Genomic DNA, 15288 nt, shown 5'->3' on the forward strand with positions numbered 1-15288 from the left:
GGGGATCGGGTTGCGGGGGGGAAAAAAGAGGGGGGGGCGGTGGGGGCGTCGGGGGGTGCGGAGTTTGTGTTTGTCTTTTTTGTTGGGGGGGGGGGCGCCCCCCCCCCCCCCCCACCCCGTTTCCCTGTACGTGCGCGAGGAGGACGGGACGGACATGACGATGGACGACGGGGGCGCGCCCTGGCTGGTCGTGGGGCTCGGGAATCCGGGGCCGGGCTACGCGGGGAACCGCCACAACGTGGGGTTCATGGTCGCCGATCTGCTGGTGGGGCGCATGGGTGGGTCGTTCAAGCGGGCGGCGAAGGCGCAGGCGCAGGTCGTGGAGGGCCGGATCGGTCCGCCGGGGCCGGCGAGCCGGCGGGTGGTCCTGGCGAAGCCGATGTCGTACATGAACCTGTCGGGCGGTCCGGTGACGGCGTTGCGGGACTTCTACAAGGTGCCGACGGCGCACGTCGTCGCGATCCACGACGAGTTGGACATCGACTACGGGACGCTGCGGTTGAAGCTGGGCGGCGGTGACAACGGGCACAACGGCCTGAAGTCGATGACGAAGGCGATGGGGGCGGACTACCACCGGGTGCGTTTCGGTATCGGTCGTCCTCCGGGCCGGATGCAGGTCGCGGACTTCGTGTTGAAGGACTTCTCCTCGGCGGAGCGCAAGGAGCTGGACTACTTCGTGGACCGTGCTGCAGATGCGGTGGAGTGTTTGGTGACGGAGGGTCTGGAGCGGGCGCAGGGCGCGTACAACTCCTGACAACCAGGACGAAGCACTGGGCAAGAGTTGACCCAGCGCTACGGTTGCCGAAGTATCGCGGCACATGAAGCGGAAGTCCTCCGGCCGGATACTCGATCACGGTCGCCGTGCGGCCATGTTCCTCGTCGCCGTGCTGCTGGTGGTGGCCGGCGTCTGGTCGTCCTGGGGCTCGGCGCAGCACGTGCTGTTGGGCAAGGGCCGTGAGCACGGGGTGCTGACGGTGACGAGCTGTGGTGAGAAGACGTGCACGGGGCCGTTCGATCCGGAGGGTCCTGCTGTGGCGCGTGCGGGGATGACGATCGAGCATTCGGTGGCGGTGTCCACGGGGGCGCGGCTGCCGGTGGTGGTCAAGCCGGGCACGGACGAGGTGGTCCGTACGGGCTGGGCGGGGGCTTTGCACTCCTGGCTTCCGCTGGGGGGTGCGTTGCTGCTCGCGGCGCTGGTGATCGGCGGTGGGCTGGGGATGGCGCGTACGGGGTGGGCTACGGCGGTGGTGGGCGGTGCGCTCCTGGTGGGTGCGTTCTTCGCCCTCTGACGGACCCGGCCCTGCGTCGGTGTGTTCTCGTGGCGGAGGTGTCGTGACGGTGTTCTGCGTCCGGGTGCTGAGCCGCCTGCGGTCGTGCGGTCGCCCGGAAGGAATCTGAGCGCCTTCCGGTCGCCCCCGGACCATCGGGTGGTGTTGCGGTCCCGCGGGTTCACCCGATCGTTATGCGGACCATTGGCGCAAGTGGCCGCACTTGGTGCGGATGGGGCTGGTGCACTCGTTGACGGTCGGACGGGTTCGCAGGAAGCTGAGCCGCCCCCCACGGCATCTCCTCTCACTCATGTTGGATTGCCCATGCGCATGCTCACTTCCACCGGTGCGGTGGTTGCGGCCGCGGCCTGTTCGCTGCTGTTCGCCCCCTCGGCGCTCGCCACTCCGCACGGTGACAACGGCACTGTGAAGATCCACGACGCCGCGACCGGCGAGGAACTCCGCAGGAACGAACCGCACGTCTGCTCCTTCTACCTTGACGCGTTCGGCTTCGACGGCGGCCAGGCCGTCGACTGGCGCATCGAGGCATGGGCGCCGACCGCGGAGGTCAAGGGCCGGGAGGTGACGTCCGGTTCTGTGGTGCTGGACGCCTCGGGCCATGGCAGGACCGTCGACCTTTCCCTCCCCGACGGCCACTACACGTTGTTCTGGACGTTCGGCGGCGAGCGGGGGCGGGCGAAGCACAAGGTCTTCTGGGCGGAGTGTGACGAGGAGTCGGATACTCCGCCGGGGGAGGACGGGGAGCCGGGCGGAACGCCGGGTGACGAGCCGGGCGGAACGCCGGGTGACGAGCCGGGCGGAACGCCCGATGCTCGTCCGTCCGCGCCGTCCGTGGAGCCCGCGCCGTCCACGTCCGTGCCGTCCGTGCCGTCTGCGCCGCCCGCCTCCGTGCCTGCCGAGACGGTTCCGGGTGCGGAGCCGTCCGTGCCCGGCGACCTGGCCGAGACCGGGAGTGCGGCCCCTGTTGGTCCGCTGTCCGCTGTGGCAGCGGCGTTGCTGGTCGCGGGCGGCTGGCTCGCGGTGCACCGACGCCGGTCCGGCCGGCGGGCCTGACCCGGGAGGGTTCTGAGCGGCTCGGGCGGCTCGGGCCGACGGGCACTGCCCGGCACCACGGGGTGCCGGGCAGTGCCGTGCCGGGGACGGCTGTGTGTCAGCCGGTGTTACGCAGGCCCGCCGCCACGCCGTTGACGGTCAGGAGCAGGGCGCGTGACAGGAGGGGGTCGGCTGCCTCGCCGCGTGCGGCGGCGGCCCGCTGGCGGGCCAGGAGCGAAACCTGCAGGTAGGAGATCGGGTCCAGGTAGGCGTCCCGGATCGCGAAGGTCTGCTGGAGCACCGGGTGGGAATCGAGGAGCTTCTCACCGCCGGTGACCCGAAGTACCTGCTGGACCGTCAGCTCGTGCTCGGCCTCGATGGTGGAGAAGACGTGCTTGAGCTCCTGCGGGACCAGGGTGTCCACGTAGTGCCGGGCGATCCGCAGGTCGGTCTTGGCGAGCGTCATCTCCACGTTCGAGATGAAGTTCCGGAAGAAGTGCCACTTTCCGTACATTTCTTCGAGTACGGAGTCGAGGCCGGCTTCGCGCAGTGCCGTCAAGCCGGAGCCGACGCCGAACCAGCCGGGCACGATCTGCCGCGACTGGGTCCAGCCGAAGACCCACGGGATGGCCCGGAGACCGTCGAGGCCGGCTCCGCTGTCGGGGCGGCGCGACGGGCGGGAGCCCAGGTGGAGGTCGGCGAGCTGGTCGACGGGCGTGGAAGCGAAGAAGTAGGCGGGCAGGTCCGGATCCTCGACGAGCCGTCGGTAGGCGGCGTGCGCCGCGTCGGAGACGGTGTCCATGGCGGCGTCCCAGCTGGCGAGCGCCTCGTCGGACTGGCGCGGTGCGGTGTGCAGTGCGGACGCCTGCAGGGTCGCCGCGACGGTCAGCTCCAGGTTCTCCCTGGCCAGGGAGGGGATGAGGTACTTGTCGGAGATGACCTCGCCCTGCTCGGTCACCTTGATCTCGCCTTCGAGCGTGCCCCAGGGCTGGGCGAGGATGGCCTCGTGCGTGGGGCCGCCGCCGCGCCCGACGGTGCCGCCGCGGCCGTGGAAGAGCCGCAGCCGGACGCCGTACCGGTGGGCGACGTCACGGAGCCGGCGCTGGGCGCGGTGGATCTCCCACTGGGAGGTGGTGATGCCGCCGAACTTGGACGAGTCGGAGTACCCGAGCATGACCTCCTGCACATCGCCGCGGAGCGAGACGAGACGGCGGTAGGAGGGATCGGCGAGCATGCCGTCGAGGATGACGTCGGCGGCCTTGAGCTCGTCCGTGGTCTCCAGCAGGGGCACGATGCCGATCTTCGCCCAGCCGGCGTGGAGGTCGACGAGTCCGGCTTCGCGGGCGAGCACGGCGGCGGCGAAGACGTCGTCCGCACCCTGGCACATCGAGATGATGTAGGACTCGATGACCTCGGGTCCGAACCTCTCGAAGGCGTCCTTGACGGTGTGGAAGACGCCGAGGGTCTTGGCCCCTGCGGCGTCCAGTGGCGCCGGGGTCGGGGCGAGCGGCCTGCGCGAGCGGAGTTCCTTGGCCAGCAGCTTCTGCCGGTAGTCGCGGGGCATGTCCGCGTAGCGCCACGATTCCTCACCGAGTCGATCGAATAGTTGACCGAGGGCGTGGTGGTGGGCGTCGGCGTGTTCCCGTACGTCCATCGTGGCGAGCTGGAGGCCGAACGCGGCGAGCGTGCGGATGGTGCGGTCGAGGCGGCCGTCGGCGAACAGTGCGCCGCGGTGCGCTCGGAGCGAGGTCTGGATCAGTTCCAGGTCGTGGAGCATTTCCGCCGTGCCGAGGTAGTCCCGTCCCCCCTGGTGCGCGGTGCCCTTGGCGAGACGCTGGCGGGTGTTGACGAGCTTCTGGCGGATGCAGGTGGCCTTGAGCCGGTAGGGCTCTTCTGCGTTGAGCCGCTTGTAGCGGGGGCTGATCTCGGGGAGGCGCTCCAGGTCGGTCTGGAGGGACTCGAGGAGTTCCTCGGTGGCTCCGGCGTAGCGGATGGAGTTGGACAGCAGTGCGCGGAGCGCGTCGATGGCCTCGAGGGCGTCGGTGATGCCGTGCTCGTGCTGGAGGATCAGCACTTCGCGGGTGACCTCGGGGGTGACGTTGGGGTTGCCGTCGCGGTCACCGCCGATCCAGGTGCCGAAGGTGAGGGGCCGGGTGCCGGGGGGCAGCTCGACGCCGACACGCTCGAGCTCGGCGGCGAGGTCCTCCAGGACGTCGCCGACGGCGTTGGCGTGGAGTTCGTCGAGGTAGTAAATGGCATTGCGGGCTTCGTCGGCCGGTTCCGGGCGGACGACCCTGAGCTCGTCGGTCTGCCAGATCAGATCGATGCTCTCGGCGAGCCGCAGGTCGTGCCGACGCCGGTCGGCGGAGATGACCGGGGTTTCCAGCAGCTCCGCGATGCGCCGGAGCTTGTTGAGCACGGACCGGCGGGCGGCTTCGGTGGGGTGTGCCGTGAAGACGGGTCGGACGTTGAGGTTCCGCACGGTGTCCCGCAGGTGCTGGGGGTCGGCGTCCTTGAGCATGTCGGCGGTGCGGGACAGCAGCCCGCCCTCAGCGGCACGGCGTTCCCGCAGCTCACGGCCGCGGTGCACCTGTTCGCTCACATTGGCAAGATGGAAGTAAGTGGAGAACGCGCGTACGAGCTTCGCTGCGGTCTCCAGGTCGGTGTCCCCGAGCAGCTCGGCGGCGGCTTCGCCGTCCGTACGGGTGAGAGCGCGCACGCGCTCGACGAGGTCGAGGAGCTCGGGGCCCTCCTGCCGTACGAGGGTCTCGCCGAGGAGATCGCCCAGTCGGCGGATGTCGGAGCGCAGCTCCGCGCTGGCGGATGTGGTCTGGTCGGCACTGCTCACAGGTGCGGCTCCTTGCAGTGTTTGAGCACGTCTGGAGGTTTCTGGAGGCTTGCGGACCACGCTGTCCGACGCACCCAGGATAGGTCGCCGTGCACGCGCCGCCGTCCGCGGCCCTCTTGCCGCGAGGCTCCCCACTGCCATACTTACGACGCCGTAGGTTACGGATCCGTAGCCACGGGTCACTCGCACTCCTCACCCCCCGGGGGACACCCCATGACCACAAGCCCCGATGTGATCGACGACGCCCGGAAGACGTCGGAAACCGATCCCGTCTCCGCCACGCTCGGCGGAGACAGCAAGCGTTCGATCGAGCAGATCGCCCTGTTGCTGTTCATCACGGTGCCCTTCCTCGCCCTGCTCGCGGCGGTGCCGCTGGCCTGGGGCTGGGGGGTCAGCTGGCTGGATCTCGGCCTACTGGTGGTGATGTACTACGTCGGCTGCCACGGCATCACCATCGGCTTCCACCGCCACTTCACCCATGGCTCGTTCAAGGCGAAGCGACCGCTGAAGATCGCGCTGGCGATCATGGGTTCGCTGGCCGTCGAGGGGCCGCTCGTCCGCTGGGTGGCGGACCACCGCAGACATCACAAGTTCTCCGACGCCGAGGGGGACCCGCATTCGCCGTGGCGCTACGGCGAGACCGTCCCCGCGCTGGTCAAGGGCCTGTGGTGGGCCCACATCGGCTGGATGTTCGACGAGGAGCAGACACCCCAGGGCAAGTACGCACCGGACCTGGTCAAGGACCCCACGCTGCGGGCGATCTCTCGCCAGTTCGCGCTGTGGACGGTGGTCTCGCTGGCGATCCCGCCACTGGTGGGCGGTCTGGTGACGATGTCGTGGTGGGGCGCCTTCACGGCCTTCTTCTGGGGTTCGCTGGTCCGGGTCGCGCTCCTGCACCACGTCACGTGGTCGATCAACTCGATCTGCCACGCGGTCGGCAAGCGCCCGTTCAAGTCCCGTGACCGCTCGGGCAACGTGTGGTGGCTGGCGGTCCTGTCGTGCGGCGAGTCGTGGCACAACCTGCACCACGCCGATCCGACCAGCGCCCGGCACGGTGTGATGCGCGGGCAGATCGACTCCAGCGCCCGGCTGATCCGCTGGTGCGAGTTGCTGGGCTGGGCCTATGACGTGCGCTGGCCGAGTGCGGACCGGATCGAAGCCCGGCGCAGGACGGAGGCCGCGGAGGCGGCATGATGGACGACGTGGCGATCGACGGCAGTGGCATCAGCAGCGAGAAACCCCGGCGTGGACGCAGGGTACGGATGACCGGGGCGGAGCGCCGCCAGCAGCTGCTCGACATCGGCCGCGCGCTCTTCGCGGAGAAGGGCTTCGAGGGCACATCCGTGGAGGAGATCGCGGCGAAGGCCGGAGTCTCCAAGCCGGTGGTGTACGAGCACTTCGGGGGCAAGGAGGGGCTGTACGCCGTCGTGGTGGACCGGGAGATGCGCCAGCTGCTGGACATGGTGACCGGCGCGCTGACCGCCGGGCATCCGCGTGAGCTCCTGGAGCAGGCCGCTTTCGCCCTGCTCGACTACATCGAAACGTTCACGGACGGTTTCCGGATCCTGGTCCGTGACTCCCCGGTCGCCCAGTCGACGGGCACGTTCGCCTCGTTGATCAGCGACATCGCCACCCAGGTCGAGGACATCCTGGGCCTGGAGTTCAAGGCCCGCGGCTTCGATCCGAAGCTGGCCCCGCTGTACGCACAGGCCCTGGTCGGGATGGTCGCGCTGACCGGGCAGTGGTGGCTGGACGTCCGCAAGCCGAAGAAGGCGGAGGTCGCGGCGCACCTGGTGAACCTGGCGTGGCACGGTCTGGACGGGCTGGAGCAGAGGCCGCGCCTGATAGGCCACCGCAAGAACTGACTGCCCGTGTGGACGGGAGCCGTGTCAGGCCCCGTGATCGCCCCATCGCGAGCGACACCTCGACGCCACGGGAGCGCCGGCTGCCCGGTGGAACCGCCTGCCCGTCCTCCCCGCACGAGCAGGCGGCACCTGAGCAGAACGATGGCCCGGTCGGCGGTCCCTTCCGCTGGGGGCGGAACCGCCGACCGGAAGTAAGCCGGTCACCGCCCCGGCTCCAGGAACTCCAGCCTGTTGCCGACCGGATCTTCGGCGTAGAAGCGCCGGTGACCTGGGAGGTTGTCGTCCCAGATGACCTTGGCGCCGTGGTCTTCCAGGCGCTTGGCGCATGCGTCGATGCCGGTGACGCGCAGACCGGGGTGGGCCTTCCTGGCGGGGCGGAAGTCCTCCTCGATGCCGAGGTGCAGCTGGACGGGGCCGGTGGCGAACCAGCACCCCCCGCGGGCGGCGAGGACCGGTGGCTTCGGGATCTCGGTCATTCCGAGGGCGCCGGTGTAGAAGGCGCGCAGCGCGTCCTCGGATCCCGGCGGGGCGGCGAGTTGGACGTGGTCCAGGGCGGTCAGCATGCAGGTTCCCCCTTGAGTGGTCGGAGTGGTGGACTCGGCGTCCGCGGTCACAGCGGCTTGCGGGCGACGGCGAAGATCCGACGGAACGGGAAGATCGTGCCGTGCGGCCCCGGCGGGTAGGCCTTGCGCAGCAGGTCGCGGTACTGCCCGAGGAACTCCTCGATTGCCTCGTCGTCCCCGTCCAGGGCTGTGAGGACCGGGCGCAGCGCGGTGCCCTTCACCCAGTCGAGGACGGGGTCTTCGCCGGGCAGCAGTTGGTTGTACGTGGTTTCCCAGGTCTCGGTGGTGCAGCCGAGATCGGCGAGTCGGAGCAGGTAGTCGGCCGGTTCGAGGACGTGGACGAAGCGGCGGCCCTGGTCGCCGAGGCGGTCGCGCCACTGCGGCGTGTCGCACAGCTCCCCGAGGAGGGCGTGGCTGGGCGAGGTGAAGTTGCCGGGCACCTGGAAGGCCAGGGTTCCGCCGGGGAGCAGACCGTCGATCCAGGTCGCGAAGGACTCGGGGTGATTGGGCACCCACTGGAGGGCCGCGTTGGAGACGATGAGGTCGTACGGCTCGTCCGGGGTCCAGTGCGCGGCGTCGGCGAGCCGGAAGTCGAGCCAGCCGCCGCCCTTGGTGGTGCCCGCGTACTCCTCCTCGGCGCGTGCGAGCATTTCGGGTGAGAGGTCGAAGCCGGTGATGTGGGCGTCCGGCCAGCGGTCGGCCAGCAGGACGGTAACGTTGCCCGGGCCGCAGCCGAGGTCGGCGATGCGGGCGGGGCGTCGGCCGCCGCCCGGGGTTTCGGTGCGGGAGCTGCCCACTGGCAGCTCGGGTATGCGGCCGAGTAGATCGAGGAACGGGCGGGTGCGATGCCCTGAGTGGCGTAGGTACTGTTGCGGATCCCATACGGGAACGGAATGCATGTTCGAGCCCCCTTGCTGGAACGACTTCCGGAACCGGAACAGGGTTCCGGCCCGCTCATGCCCAATGGTCCAGTGAAGTATATCTTGACGTCAAGAGACTTCATGTCGACAGACCCTCTACACTGATCGCCATGGAGGACGAGGTCGACCGACTGGTCGCAGCATGGCGCCGCGAGCGCCCGGACCTCGACGTGGAACCGCTCGAGGTGCTCAGCCGCGTCTCGAGACTGGCGCGGCACCTCGACCGCGCGCGCCGGCTCGCCTTCTCCGAGCACAATCTGGAGCCCTGGGAGTTCGACGTCCTGACGTCGCTGCGGCGCGCGGGCGCGCCCTACCAGCTCTCCCCCGGCCAGCTACTCACCCAGACACTGGTGACCTCGGGCACGATGACCAACCGTATCGACCGGCTGGCGAAGAAGGGGCTGGTCGAGCGGCTGCCCGACCCGAGCGACCGCCGCGGCGTGCTGGTACGGCTCACCGCCGAGGGACGCGACCGTGCCGATCAGGCGCTCGCCGGGCTGCTCGCCCAGGAGCGCGCCATCCTCGCGGAGCTTTCCCGCACGCAGCGCGGCGAACTGGCCGGCCTGCTACGCCAGTTGACCGCCCCGTTCGACAACGTCCCCGGCTAGCTCGGCGGGCCCGACCCCGGCCCGACGCGCCAGCGCCACCGCTGCGAGGGTGGAGTGCACGCCCAGCTTGCCCAGCACGTTCTGCATGTGCGTGCGGACCGTGTGCGGGGAGAGGAAGAGGCGTTCGGCGACGGCCTTGCGACCCAGACCCGCGACCATGCAGCGCAGCACTTCGCGTTCGCGCGGGGTGAGCGACTCGACGAGCCGCTCGCTCTCCGTACGGTGCTTGCGGGCCGCCGTCATCTCCCGCAGCACATCGGTCAACAGCGCGGGCGGCAGGTGCGTCTCGTCGCGTAGTACCCCGCGGATCACCGTGAGGAGACGCTGCAACGAGCAGTCCTTGGCCACCCAGCCCGAGGCCCCGGCCTGGAGCGCGAGCGCGGCCCGGCGCGGGTCGTCCTTCTCGGCGAGGACCACCGTCCGGACCGAAGGCCGGGCGGAACGGACCCCTGCGACCAGGGAGATGCCGTCGACGAATCCGTCCCCGTTGTCGGGGACGGCACGGGCGACGACCGTGCCCCCCGGCGCCGCGACACCCAGATCGGCGTCGACGAGCATCACGTCGAACCTCCGGCCGTCGGCCGAGGCCCGTTCGAGGCAGCGCAGCGCGGCCGGGCCGCTGCCCGCCGCGGCGACCTCGACGTCGGGCTCGGCGGCCAGCGCCGCGGCGAGGGACTCGGCGAAGATTCGGTGGTCGTCGACCACGAGGACCCGGATACGAACCACTGACACCCCCAGGCTGCGTTTTCCGGCGGAAGTCATGAAACGAGGGCACGGCACCCGGGAGGAACGTGGTGTGCGAATCACGGCTGCCGCCGTGTTACTGCTACCCCGCCCCAGGCGTCGTACCCAACCGTCCCGCCCCCTAGAACAGCACCGGCCCCCACCAGTGCTGTGCATCAGCGTAAGGCCGGGCGCTGGAAGCGGAAGACTATTTGCAGAACTGGTTGGCCTGGGTGTTTAGGGTGAGTCTCATGTTTCGATTTGAGACAGAAGTCGACAAGGATCGGCGGACTCTGCTCGGCGAACGACTCCACGCCTCCAACGAGCGACGCTCCCCGCAGTTGCGGGCACTGGCCGGCACCCGGCACGAGGACGAGGTCCCGCTGCAGGTGTGGGCGCTGGACGAGGAGTCCGGTGACCTCGCCGCCGGCCTGACGGGTCGCACCTGGGCCCGCTGGCTCCACATCGACTTGCTCTGGGTCGACGAACGGCACCGGGGCGCGGGCCTCGGGTCCCAACTCCTCACCGCGGCGGAGCGGGAGGCCCGGATCGGCCGCGGCTGCACCCATGCACGCCTGGAGACCTGGGACTTCCAAGCACCCCGTTTCTACGCCAGGCACGGGTACGGGGTCGTCGGCCAGGTGCCCGACTACCCGCCGGGGGTGACCGAGTTCATCCTGGCGAAGAAACTGGGCTGACGGCCCTGCCGGGACGGACGAGCCACCGACGCCGCCGCTCGTCGACCGGGGCGCCCGACGCGCCCGCGGTCCGGGCCGCGGAGACGACGGGGTCCAGTTCCGGACAGGAGCCCCGGAGACCGTCCTGCGGGGATGCGTTCCTCTCGGAGAGGACCAGGGCCACGCCGTGGAAGGCGTCCGCTTCCGGCTGGACGACGGTCCGCAGGACGCGATGGCTCCTCCGTCACGACGTGCCGCACCGCATGGCGAACCGTTCCTTCGCCAAGCCGGGCCGGGACGTCGAGCATGTGTGCGTGGTCGACTTCGCGCAGCGTGCGTACGCCCGGCGCCCGCGCGCCCGCCTCGCACGCAGCGCGCCACCGGGCGCACGCGCCGTGCGGAGCGCGTGCTGCGCCCGGACAGGTACGCCCCGCGCCGGTCGCGCTCCGCGTCGCTCACACCCCGCGCCGGCGGGACCGGGCGAACGCCCAGGCATCGGCCACGATGTCCGCGAGGTCCGCCCGCGAAGGTGCCCAGCCGAGGCGCTCGTGGGCCGTCGTGGCGGAGGCCACCAGCACGGCCGGGTCGCCGGCCCGGCGCGGCGCCCGGATCTCGGGCACGGGATGCCCGGTGACCTTGCGGACGGTCTCGATGACCTCCCGCACCGAGAAGCCGTTGCCGTTGCCGAGGTTGCAGATCAGGTGCTCGCCGGCGACGACCCGGTCCAGCGCGAGCAGGTGTGCCTCCGCGAGGTCGGCGACGTGGATGTAGTCGCGGACGCAGGTGCCGTCGGGGGTCGGGTAGTCGTCCCCGTACACGGAGACGGCACCGCGGGTACCGAGGGCGACCTGCAGGACGAGCGGGATGAGGTGCGACTCGGGGTCGTGACGCTCGCCGTACGGGCCGGACGCCCCTGCGACGTTGAAGTACCGCAGGGAGGCCGCGGCCAGGCCGTGCGCCGTGCACTCGCCGGTGATCATGTGGTCGACGGCGAGTTTGGACGCCCCGTACGGGCTGGTGGGGGCCGCCGCGGCGGCTTCGGTGACCGGGGTGGAGAGCGGCTCGCCGTAGGTCGCGGCGGTCGACGAGAAGACCAGCCGCCGCACCCCTGCCCCGCGCATCGCGGCGAGCAGGGCCGTCGTCCCGCCCACGTTGTTCACCCAGTACTTCTCCGGGTTCGCCACGGACTCGCCGACCTGCGAGAACGCGGCGAAGTGCAGGACGCCGTCGTAGGAGGCGTCGAGCCAGCGGGCGGCGTCCTGGACACGTCCCTCGATGAACGCGGCTCCGTCGGGGACCCCTTCACGAAAGCCCGTGGACAGGTCGTCGAGCACGGTCACCCGGTGGCCCGCCTCCAGCAGGTGCGCAGCCACCACGCCGCCGACGTAACCCGCCCCGCCCGTCACCAGGTACCTGCTCACGCGCTCGCCACCTCTCGCAGTCGCCGGGCCGCGTCCTCCGGCGGCACGTCGTTGATGAACACGCCCCTGCCGGACTCGGTCCCGGCGAGGCCGCTCGTCCGGAGTGCGACGGACGGCTCAGAGCTCCAGGTGCAGGGCGACATCCCGCCCGAGCCCGCCGACGCCGTCGCCGTCGCCGAACGGTGCCTGGCGCCGTGCGGAGACGAACGGTGTCGGCGGCTGGTCCGTGCCGACGATCCGGTCGAAGCGCTTCAAGCGTTCCAGACTGACCTGTGGGAACTCTGTGCGCGGCACCGGGGACTTCCCGCAGGTCCGGGACGGAGCGCGGGAGGTGGGTGGACCTCTTGCGGCCAGTGCGGGGGTGTACGGCACAAAGCCACCCGGTGTTCGCCCTCCGGCACGACCTGGAGGCCGTCGTGAAGTTCACGCTCAAGGATGCCGTCGACATCTGCGGCCTTGGGCGCGGGCGCGGCGGGGAAGCGATGTGCGGCTAGCCCGCGTCGGTGGAGCGTACGGCCGGCGGGATCGGGGCGCGGTCCAGCAGCCCGGTGCGCGCGGCCAGGGCCGCGGCCTCCAGCCGGGAACCGACGCCGAGCTTCATCAACACCCGCTGGACGTGGGTCCGCGCCGTGCTGGGAGCGATCCCCATGCCAGCCGCGATCAGCCGGGTGTCCTCTCCCTCGGCGACCCGGACGAGCACCTCCACTTCCCGCGGGGTGAGCATCTGGAGCAACCGCTGCCCCTCGTCGTCCGGCTGTGCAGCCGGGTTCAGCAGCTCGGTGAACGCGCCCTGCAGCAGGCTCGGTGCCACTGCCGCCTCGCCCGCCCTTGCCTTGACCATGGCCCGCTCGACGCCTTCGATCCGCTCGTCGTGGCGTACGTAGCCGGACGCACCGGCCGCGAAGGCCGCGGCGATACCCCGCGGCGACGGTACGGGCCCGAGCACCACCACGGCTATGTGGGGTCGCTCCCGCTTGATGCGCACGACCGGGTCGAACGCACCGGGCTCGGCCGGCGCCGCCGTACCCAACAGGCACACCTCGGGCGCCCTGCTCACCACGAGATCGGCCGCTCCCGCGGTCGGCGCGGCCGCAGCGAGCACCCGGTGCCCACGCAGCTTCAATGCCGAAGCCAGCGCTTCCGCCAGCAGTCGGTGATCGTCGACCACCATGAGCCGCACACCCATCGAGCAAACCCCCCAAACCCCTGGAGTCGGCCCCCCGGCCCCCCAGCCCTACTGCCCCGGCAAGCTACACGCTTGTTCGACGTTGCGCTTGCCCTACGCATCAGAAATCCCTCGGATCGGCGAAATGCGTGTCGTTCGGGGCAAGTTGGCGGACGAAGGAGGTCCCCCACCGACGGGCGGAGGACCTCCTGGTCATGGTTGGGGTCCGGCTCAGTCGGTCGCGTAGGAGAGCACCAGGTACTCCGGATCATTCGAGCCGATCCCGCTCGGCTTGCTCAGCATCGTCTCGGAGATGAACAAGCGGCCGGCGGCGTACCGGATCTCCGCGTAGTCCTGGCTGAAGCCGGTCTCCGCCTTGCGGACCGCTTCGTCAGCGGGGTTCTCCATCAGGACCGTCTGCTTGAAGGTGGCACCGTCGATGCTGACGATCTGGCCGCCCTTGTCGTACGGGGGACGCTTGTAGGCGATGATGTTCCCGCCGTCCATGCGCAGCGGCTGGATCGTGTAGTCGTCGCCGGCCTCCGCCTTGTCGGTCGTGGCCTTGCCGGTGTTCAGGTCGAACGAGACGATCTCGTTGGTGTCGCTCGTGTCCTGCGAGCCGTCGTGCTCCTCGGTGGGCAGGTACAGGCGGCCGTTGCCGACGACGGCGCGCTGGCACGACTCGACCTCGGTCGAGGCACAGCGTGCGGCGTAGCGGTCGGCGTCCGCGGCGATCTTGACCTTCAGTTTGCCGGTCTTCTCGTCGATGACGAAGAAGTCGGAGATCCCGCTGCCGTCGCCCGCGGTGTCACCGACGTCGGCGGCGACGACGAGGGGCTTGGTGGAGACGATGCTCGCGTACTCGACGCCCGTCGGCATCTTGAACGAGGACAGCGGCGCGCCGGTCTGCGGGTTCAGCGGCTGGATGACGACGTACCGGCTGCCGTACTGACCGCACTTGCGCGCGGCGACGAGGGCCTCGCCGCCGCCGTAACCCATGTCGTAGCAGCCCTCGGTGTCGGCCTGGGGCTTCCAGCGGACCGCACCCGTGGCGAGGTCGTAGGCGACGCCGCCCTCGGTTCCGCCGCCCGCCACGGTGTTCCCGCTGACCGTCACCTCGTTGTAGCGGACCTTCCCGTCACCGGTGCCCGTGCTGGACTTCGTCCACAGGAGCTTGCCCGTGTTCAGGTCGATGGCACCGACCTCGGTGCACGGCTGGTAGTTCTTCGGCGGGACGGCCTTGGCGGCCTCGAAGGCGATCGCGGTCTTGTTGTCCTTCGTGGTGTGGCGCGATGCGGCGCACACCTGGCCGGGGAGCGGAATGGTCCACTTCACCGTTCCCTTGGCGAGGTCGTACCCCACCACCGAGTTGATCCCGGTCTTGACGTACGTGCTGTCGGTGACCCAGGAGCCGGCGACGTCCGTGACGTCCGTGACCTTCGGCTGCGGCAACTGGAAGGCAACCTTCGACGCCGGGTCGTTGGGCGCCTTCTCCTTTCCGGGGCCGTCGGCGGCGGTTTTGCCGTCGTCCCCGTCCGTACCCGCGGTCGAGCCCGTGGCCTCGTCCTTCTTGGGGTCGTCGTCCTTGCTCGCCGCGAACCACACGCCGCCCGCAACGATGAGGACCACCGCGACCACCGCGGCGATGACGATCTGCGCCTGCGTGCTGAGCTTCTTGCCGCCGGATCCGCCCTGGGGCGGCGCGTACGTGGGCTGCCCGGGCCGGGTCGGGTAGCCGTGGCCGTACGGCTGCTGCCCCATCGGTTGGGTCGGCGGCTGGCCGGGGGCCTGGGGGTAGCCGTAGCCGGGCGGAGCGGTCTGCGGGTAGCCGTAGCCGGCGGGTTGGCCCGGCGGGGGCGTCTGCGGGTAGCCGTAGCCGGGCTGCGGCGGCTGGGTCGGTGCGCCGAAGCCGGGTGCGGGCTCCTGGGGCGCGCCGAAAGTTCCTTGTGGAGCCTGGGGACCCGGTGGGTGGGGCGTCCCGGGGCCTTGCGGCGCAGGCTGCTCGGGCGTCTTCGCGAGGCGATCCGACTGTGGGGACGGCCCGTTCGGAGCCTGCGCCGACTGATCCGGCTGTTGCGGGGGCTGATGGGGCGGCTGCGGCGGCTGCGGCGGCTGCGTCATGCGTACGTACCTCTGTGAAGAAGGAAGTCGGTCGGGGTCCGGTGCGTCCGGTGGGA

General features: G+C 70.6%; 15 protein-coding genes. 7 read left to right on the forward strand and 8 right to left on the reverse strand.

Features of this window, described 5'->3' with window-relative positions:
- Positions 1–154: 154 nt before the first annotated feature.
- From pth to ACFXOM_RS27310, 3 genes are all read left to right on the forward strand, one after another.
- The gene (pth, locus tag ACFXOM_RS27300; protein WP_384939082.1) at positions 155–754 is read left to right on the forward strand and encodes an aminoacyl-tRNA hydrolase; all 600 of its coding nucleotides are present in this window, start codon (positions 155–157) and stop codon (positions 752–754) included.
- 64 nt (positions 755–818) lie between these two features.
- A complete protein-coding gene (locus tag ACFXOM_RS27305; RefSeq protein ID WP_384948292.1) occupies positions 819–1289 on the forward strand; it encodes a hypothetical protein in 471 nt (156 codons plus the stop codon).
- 303 nt (positions 1290–1592) lie between these two features.
- On the forward strand, positions 1593–2342 hold the full coding sequence (locus ACFXOM_RS27310) for a hypothetical protein (protein WP_385039708.1): 750 nt from the start codon (positions 1593–1595) through the stop codon (positions 2340–2342).
- A 97-nt stretch (positions 2343–2439) separates the two neighbouring features.
- On the opposite strand, the gene ppc is transcribed toward ACFXOM_RS27310, so the two are convergent.
- The gene (gene ppc, locus ACFXOM_RS27315) at positions 2440–5169 is read right to left on the reverse strand and encodes a phosphoenolpyruvate carboxylase (RefSeq protein WP_384948296.1); all 2730 of its coding nucleotides are present in this window, start codon (positions 5167–5169) and stop codon (positions 2440–2442) included.
- 213 nt (positions 5170–5382) lie between these two features.
- On the opposite strand from ppc, the gene ACFXOM_RS27320 reads away from it, so the two are divergent.
- Entirely contained in the window at positions 5383–6363 is a 981-nt protein-coding gene (locus tag ACFXOM_RS27320; RefSeq protein ID WP_384939032.1) for an acyl-CoA desaturase, read from the forward strand.
- Entirely contained in the window at positions 6360–7034 is a 675-nt protein-coding gene (locus ACFXOM_RS27325) for a TetR family transcriptional regulator (protein WP_384939030.1), read from the forward strand. Before ACFXOM_RS27320 ends, ACFXOM_RS27325 begins: the two co-directional genes overlap by 4 nt.
- 200 nt (positions 7035–7234) lie before the next feature.
- On the opposite strand, the gene ACFXOM_RS27330 is transcribed toward ACFXOM_RS27325, so the two are convergent.
- Together ACFXOM_RS27330 and ACFXOM_RS27335 are read right to left on the reverse strand one after the other, a co-directional pair.
- On the reverse strand, positions 7235–7597 hold the full coding sequence (locus ACFXOM_RS27330) for a VOC family protein (RefSeq protein WP_384939028.1): 363 nt from the start codon (positions 7595–7597) through the stop codon (positions 7235–7237).
- 47 nt (positions 7598–7644) lie between these two features.
- Positions 7645–8496 carry a trans-aconitate 2-methyltransferase gene (locus ACFXOM_RS27335; RefSeq protein WP_384939027.1) on the reverse strand — a complete coding sequence of 284 codons (852 nt, stop codon included), beginning with the start codon at positions 8494–8496 and terminating at the stop codon, positions 7645–7647.
- A gap of 131 nt (positions 8497–8627) precedes the next feature.
- Here ACFXOM_RS27335 and tamR point away from each other — a divergent pair, with 131 nt between their 5' ends.
- Entirely contained in the window at positions 8628–9125 is a 498-nt protein-coding gene (tamR, locus tag ACFXOM_RS27340; RefSeq protein ID WP_384939025.1) for a MarR family transcriptional regulator TamR, read from the forward strand.
- On the opposite strand, the gene ACFXOM_RS27345 is transcribed toward tamR, so the two are convergent.
- A complete protein-coding gene (locus ACFXOM_RS27345) occupies positions 9084–9851 on the reverse strand; it encodes a LuxR C-terminal-related transcriptional regulator (RefSeq protein WP_384939080.1) in 768 nt (255 codons plus the stop codon). The genes tamR and ACFXOM_RS27345 overlap by 42 nt on opposite strands.
- 248 nt (positions 9852–10099) lie before the next feature.
- Between ACFXOM_RS27345 and ACFXOM_RS27350 the strand changes: the two genes are divergently transcribed.
- Positions 10100–10546: a GNAT family N-acetyltransferase gene (locus ACFXOM_RS27350; protein ID WP_384939023.1), complete on the forward strand. Its 447-nt coding sequence runs from the start codon at positions 10100–10102 to the stop codon at positions 10544–10546.
- Between the two features lie 434 nt (positions 10547–10980).
- On the opposite strand, the gene galE is transcribed toward ACFXOM_RS27350, so the two are convergent.
- From galE to ACFXOM_RS27370, 4 genes are all read right to left on the reverse strand, one after another.
- Positions 10981–11946, reverse strand: coding sequence for a UDP-glucose 4-epimerase GalE (galE, locus tag ACFXOM_RS27355; RefSeq protein ID WP_385039711.1), 966 nt, complete (start codon positions 11944–11946; stop codon positions 10981–10983).
- 117 nt (positions 11947–12063) lie between these two features.
- Positions 12064–12240: a hypothetical protein gene (locus ACFXOM_RS27360; RefSeq protein WP_384939019.1), complete on the reverse strand. Its 177-nt coding sequence runs from the start codon at positions 12238–12240 to the stop codon at positions 12064–12066.
- Positions 12241–12436: 196 nt separating this feature from the next.
- Positions 12437–13132: a LuxR C-terminal-related transcriptional regulator gene (locus ACFXOM_RS27365; protein ID WP_384939017.1), complete on the reverse strand. Its 696-nt coding sequence runs from the start codon at positions 13130–13132 to the stop codon at positions 12437–12439.
- Positions 13133–13342: 210 nt separating this feature from the next.
- Positions 13343–15232, reverse strand: a complete 1890-nt coding sequence (locus ACFXOM_RS27370; protein ID WP_385039714.1) for a PQQ-binding-like beta-propeller repeat protein — start codon at positions 15230–15232, stop codon at positions 13343–13345.
- Between the last annotated feature and the right edge of the window lie 56 nt (positions 15233–15288).

Source organism: Streptomyces sp. NPDC059169, assembly GCF_042755225.1.
Lineage (GTDB): Bacteria > Actinomycetota > Actinomycetes > Streptomycetales > Streptomycetaceae > Streptomyces.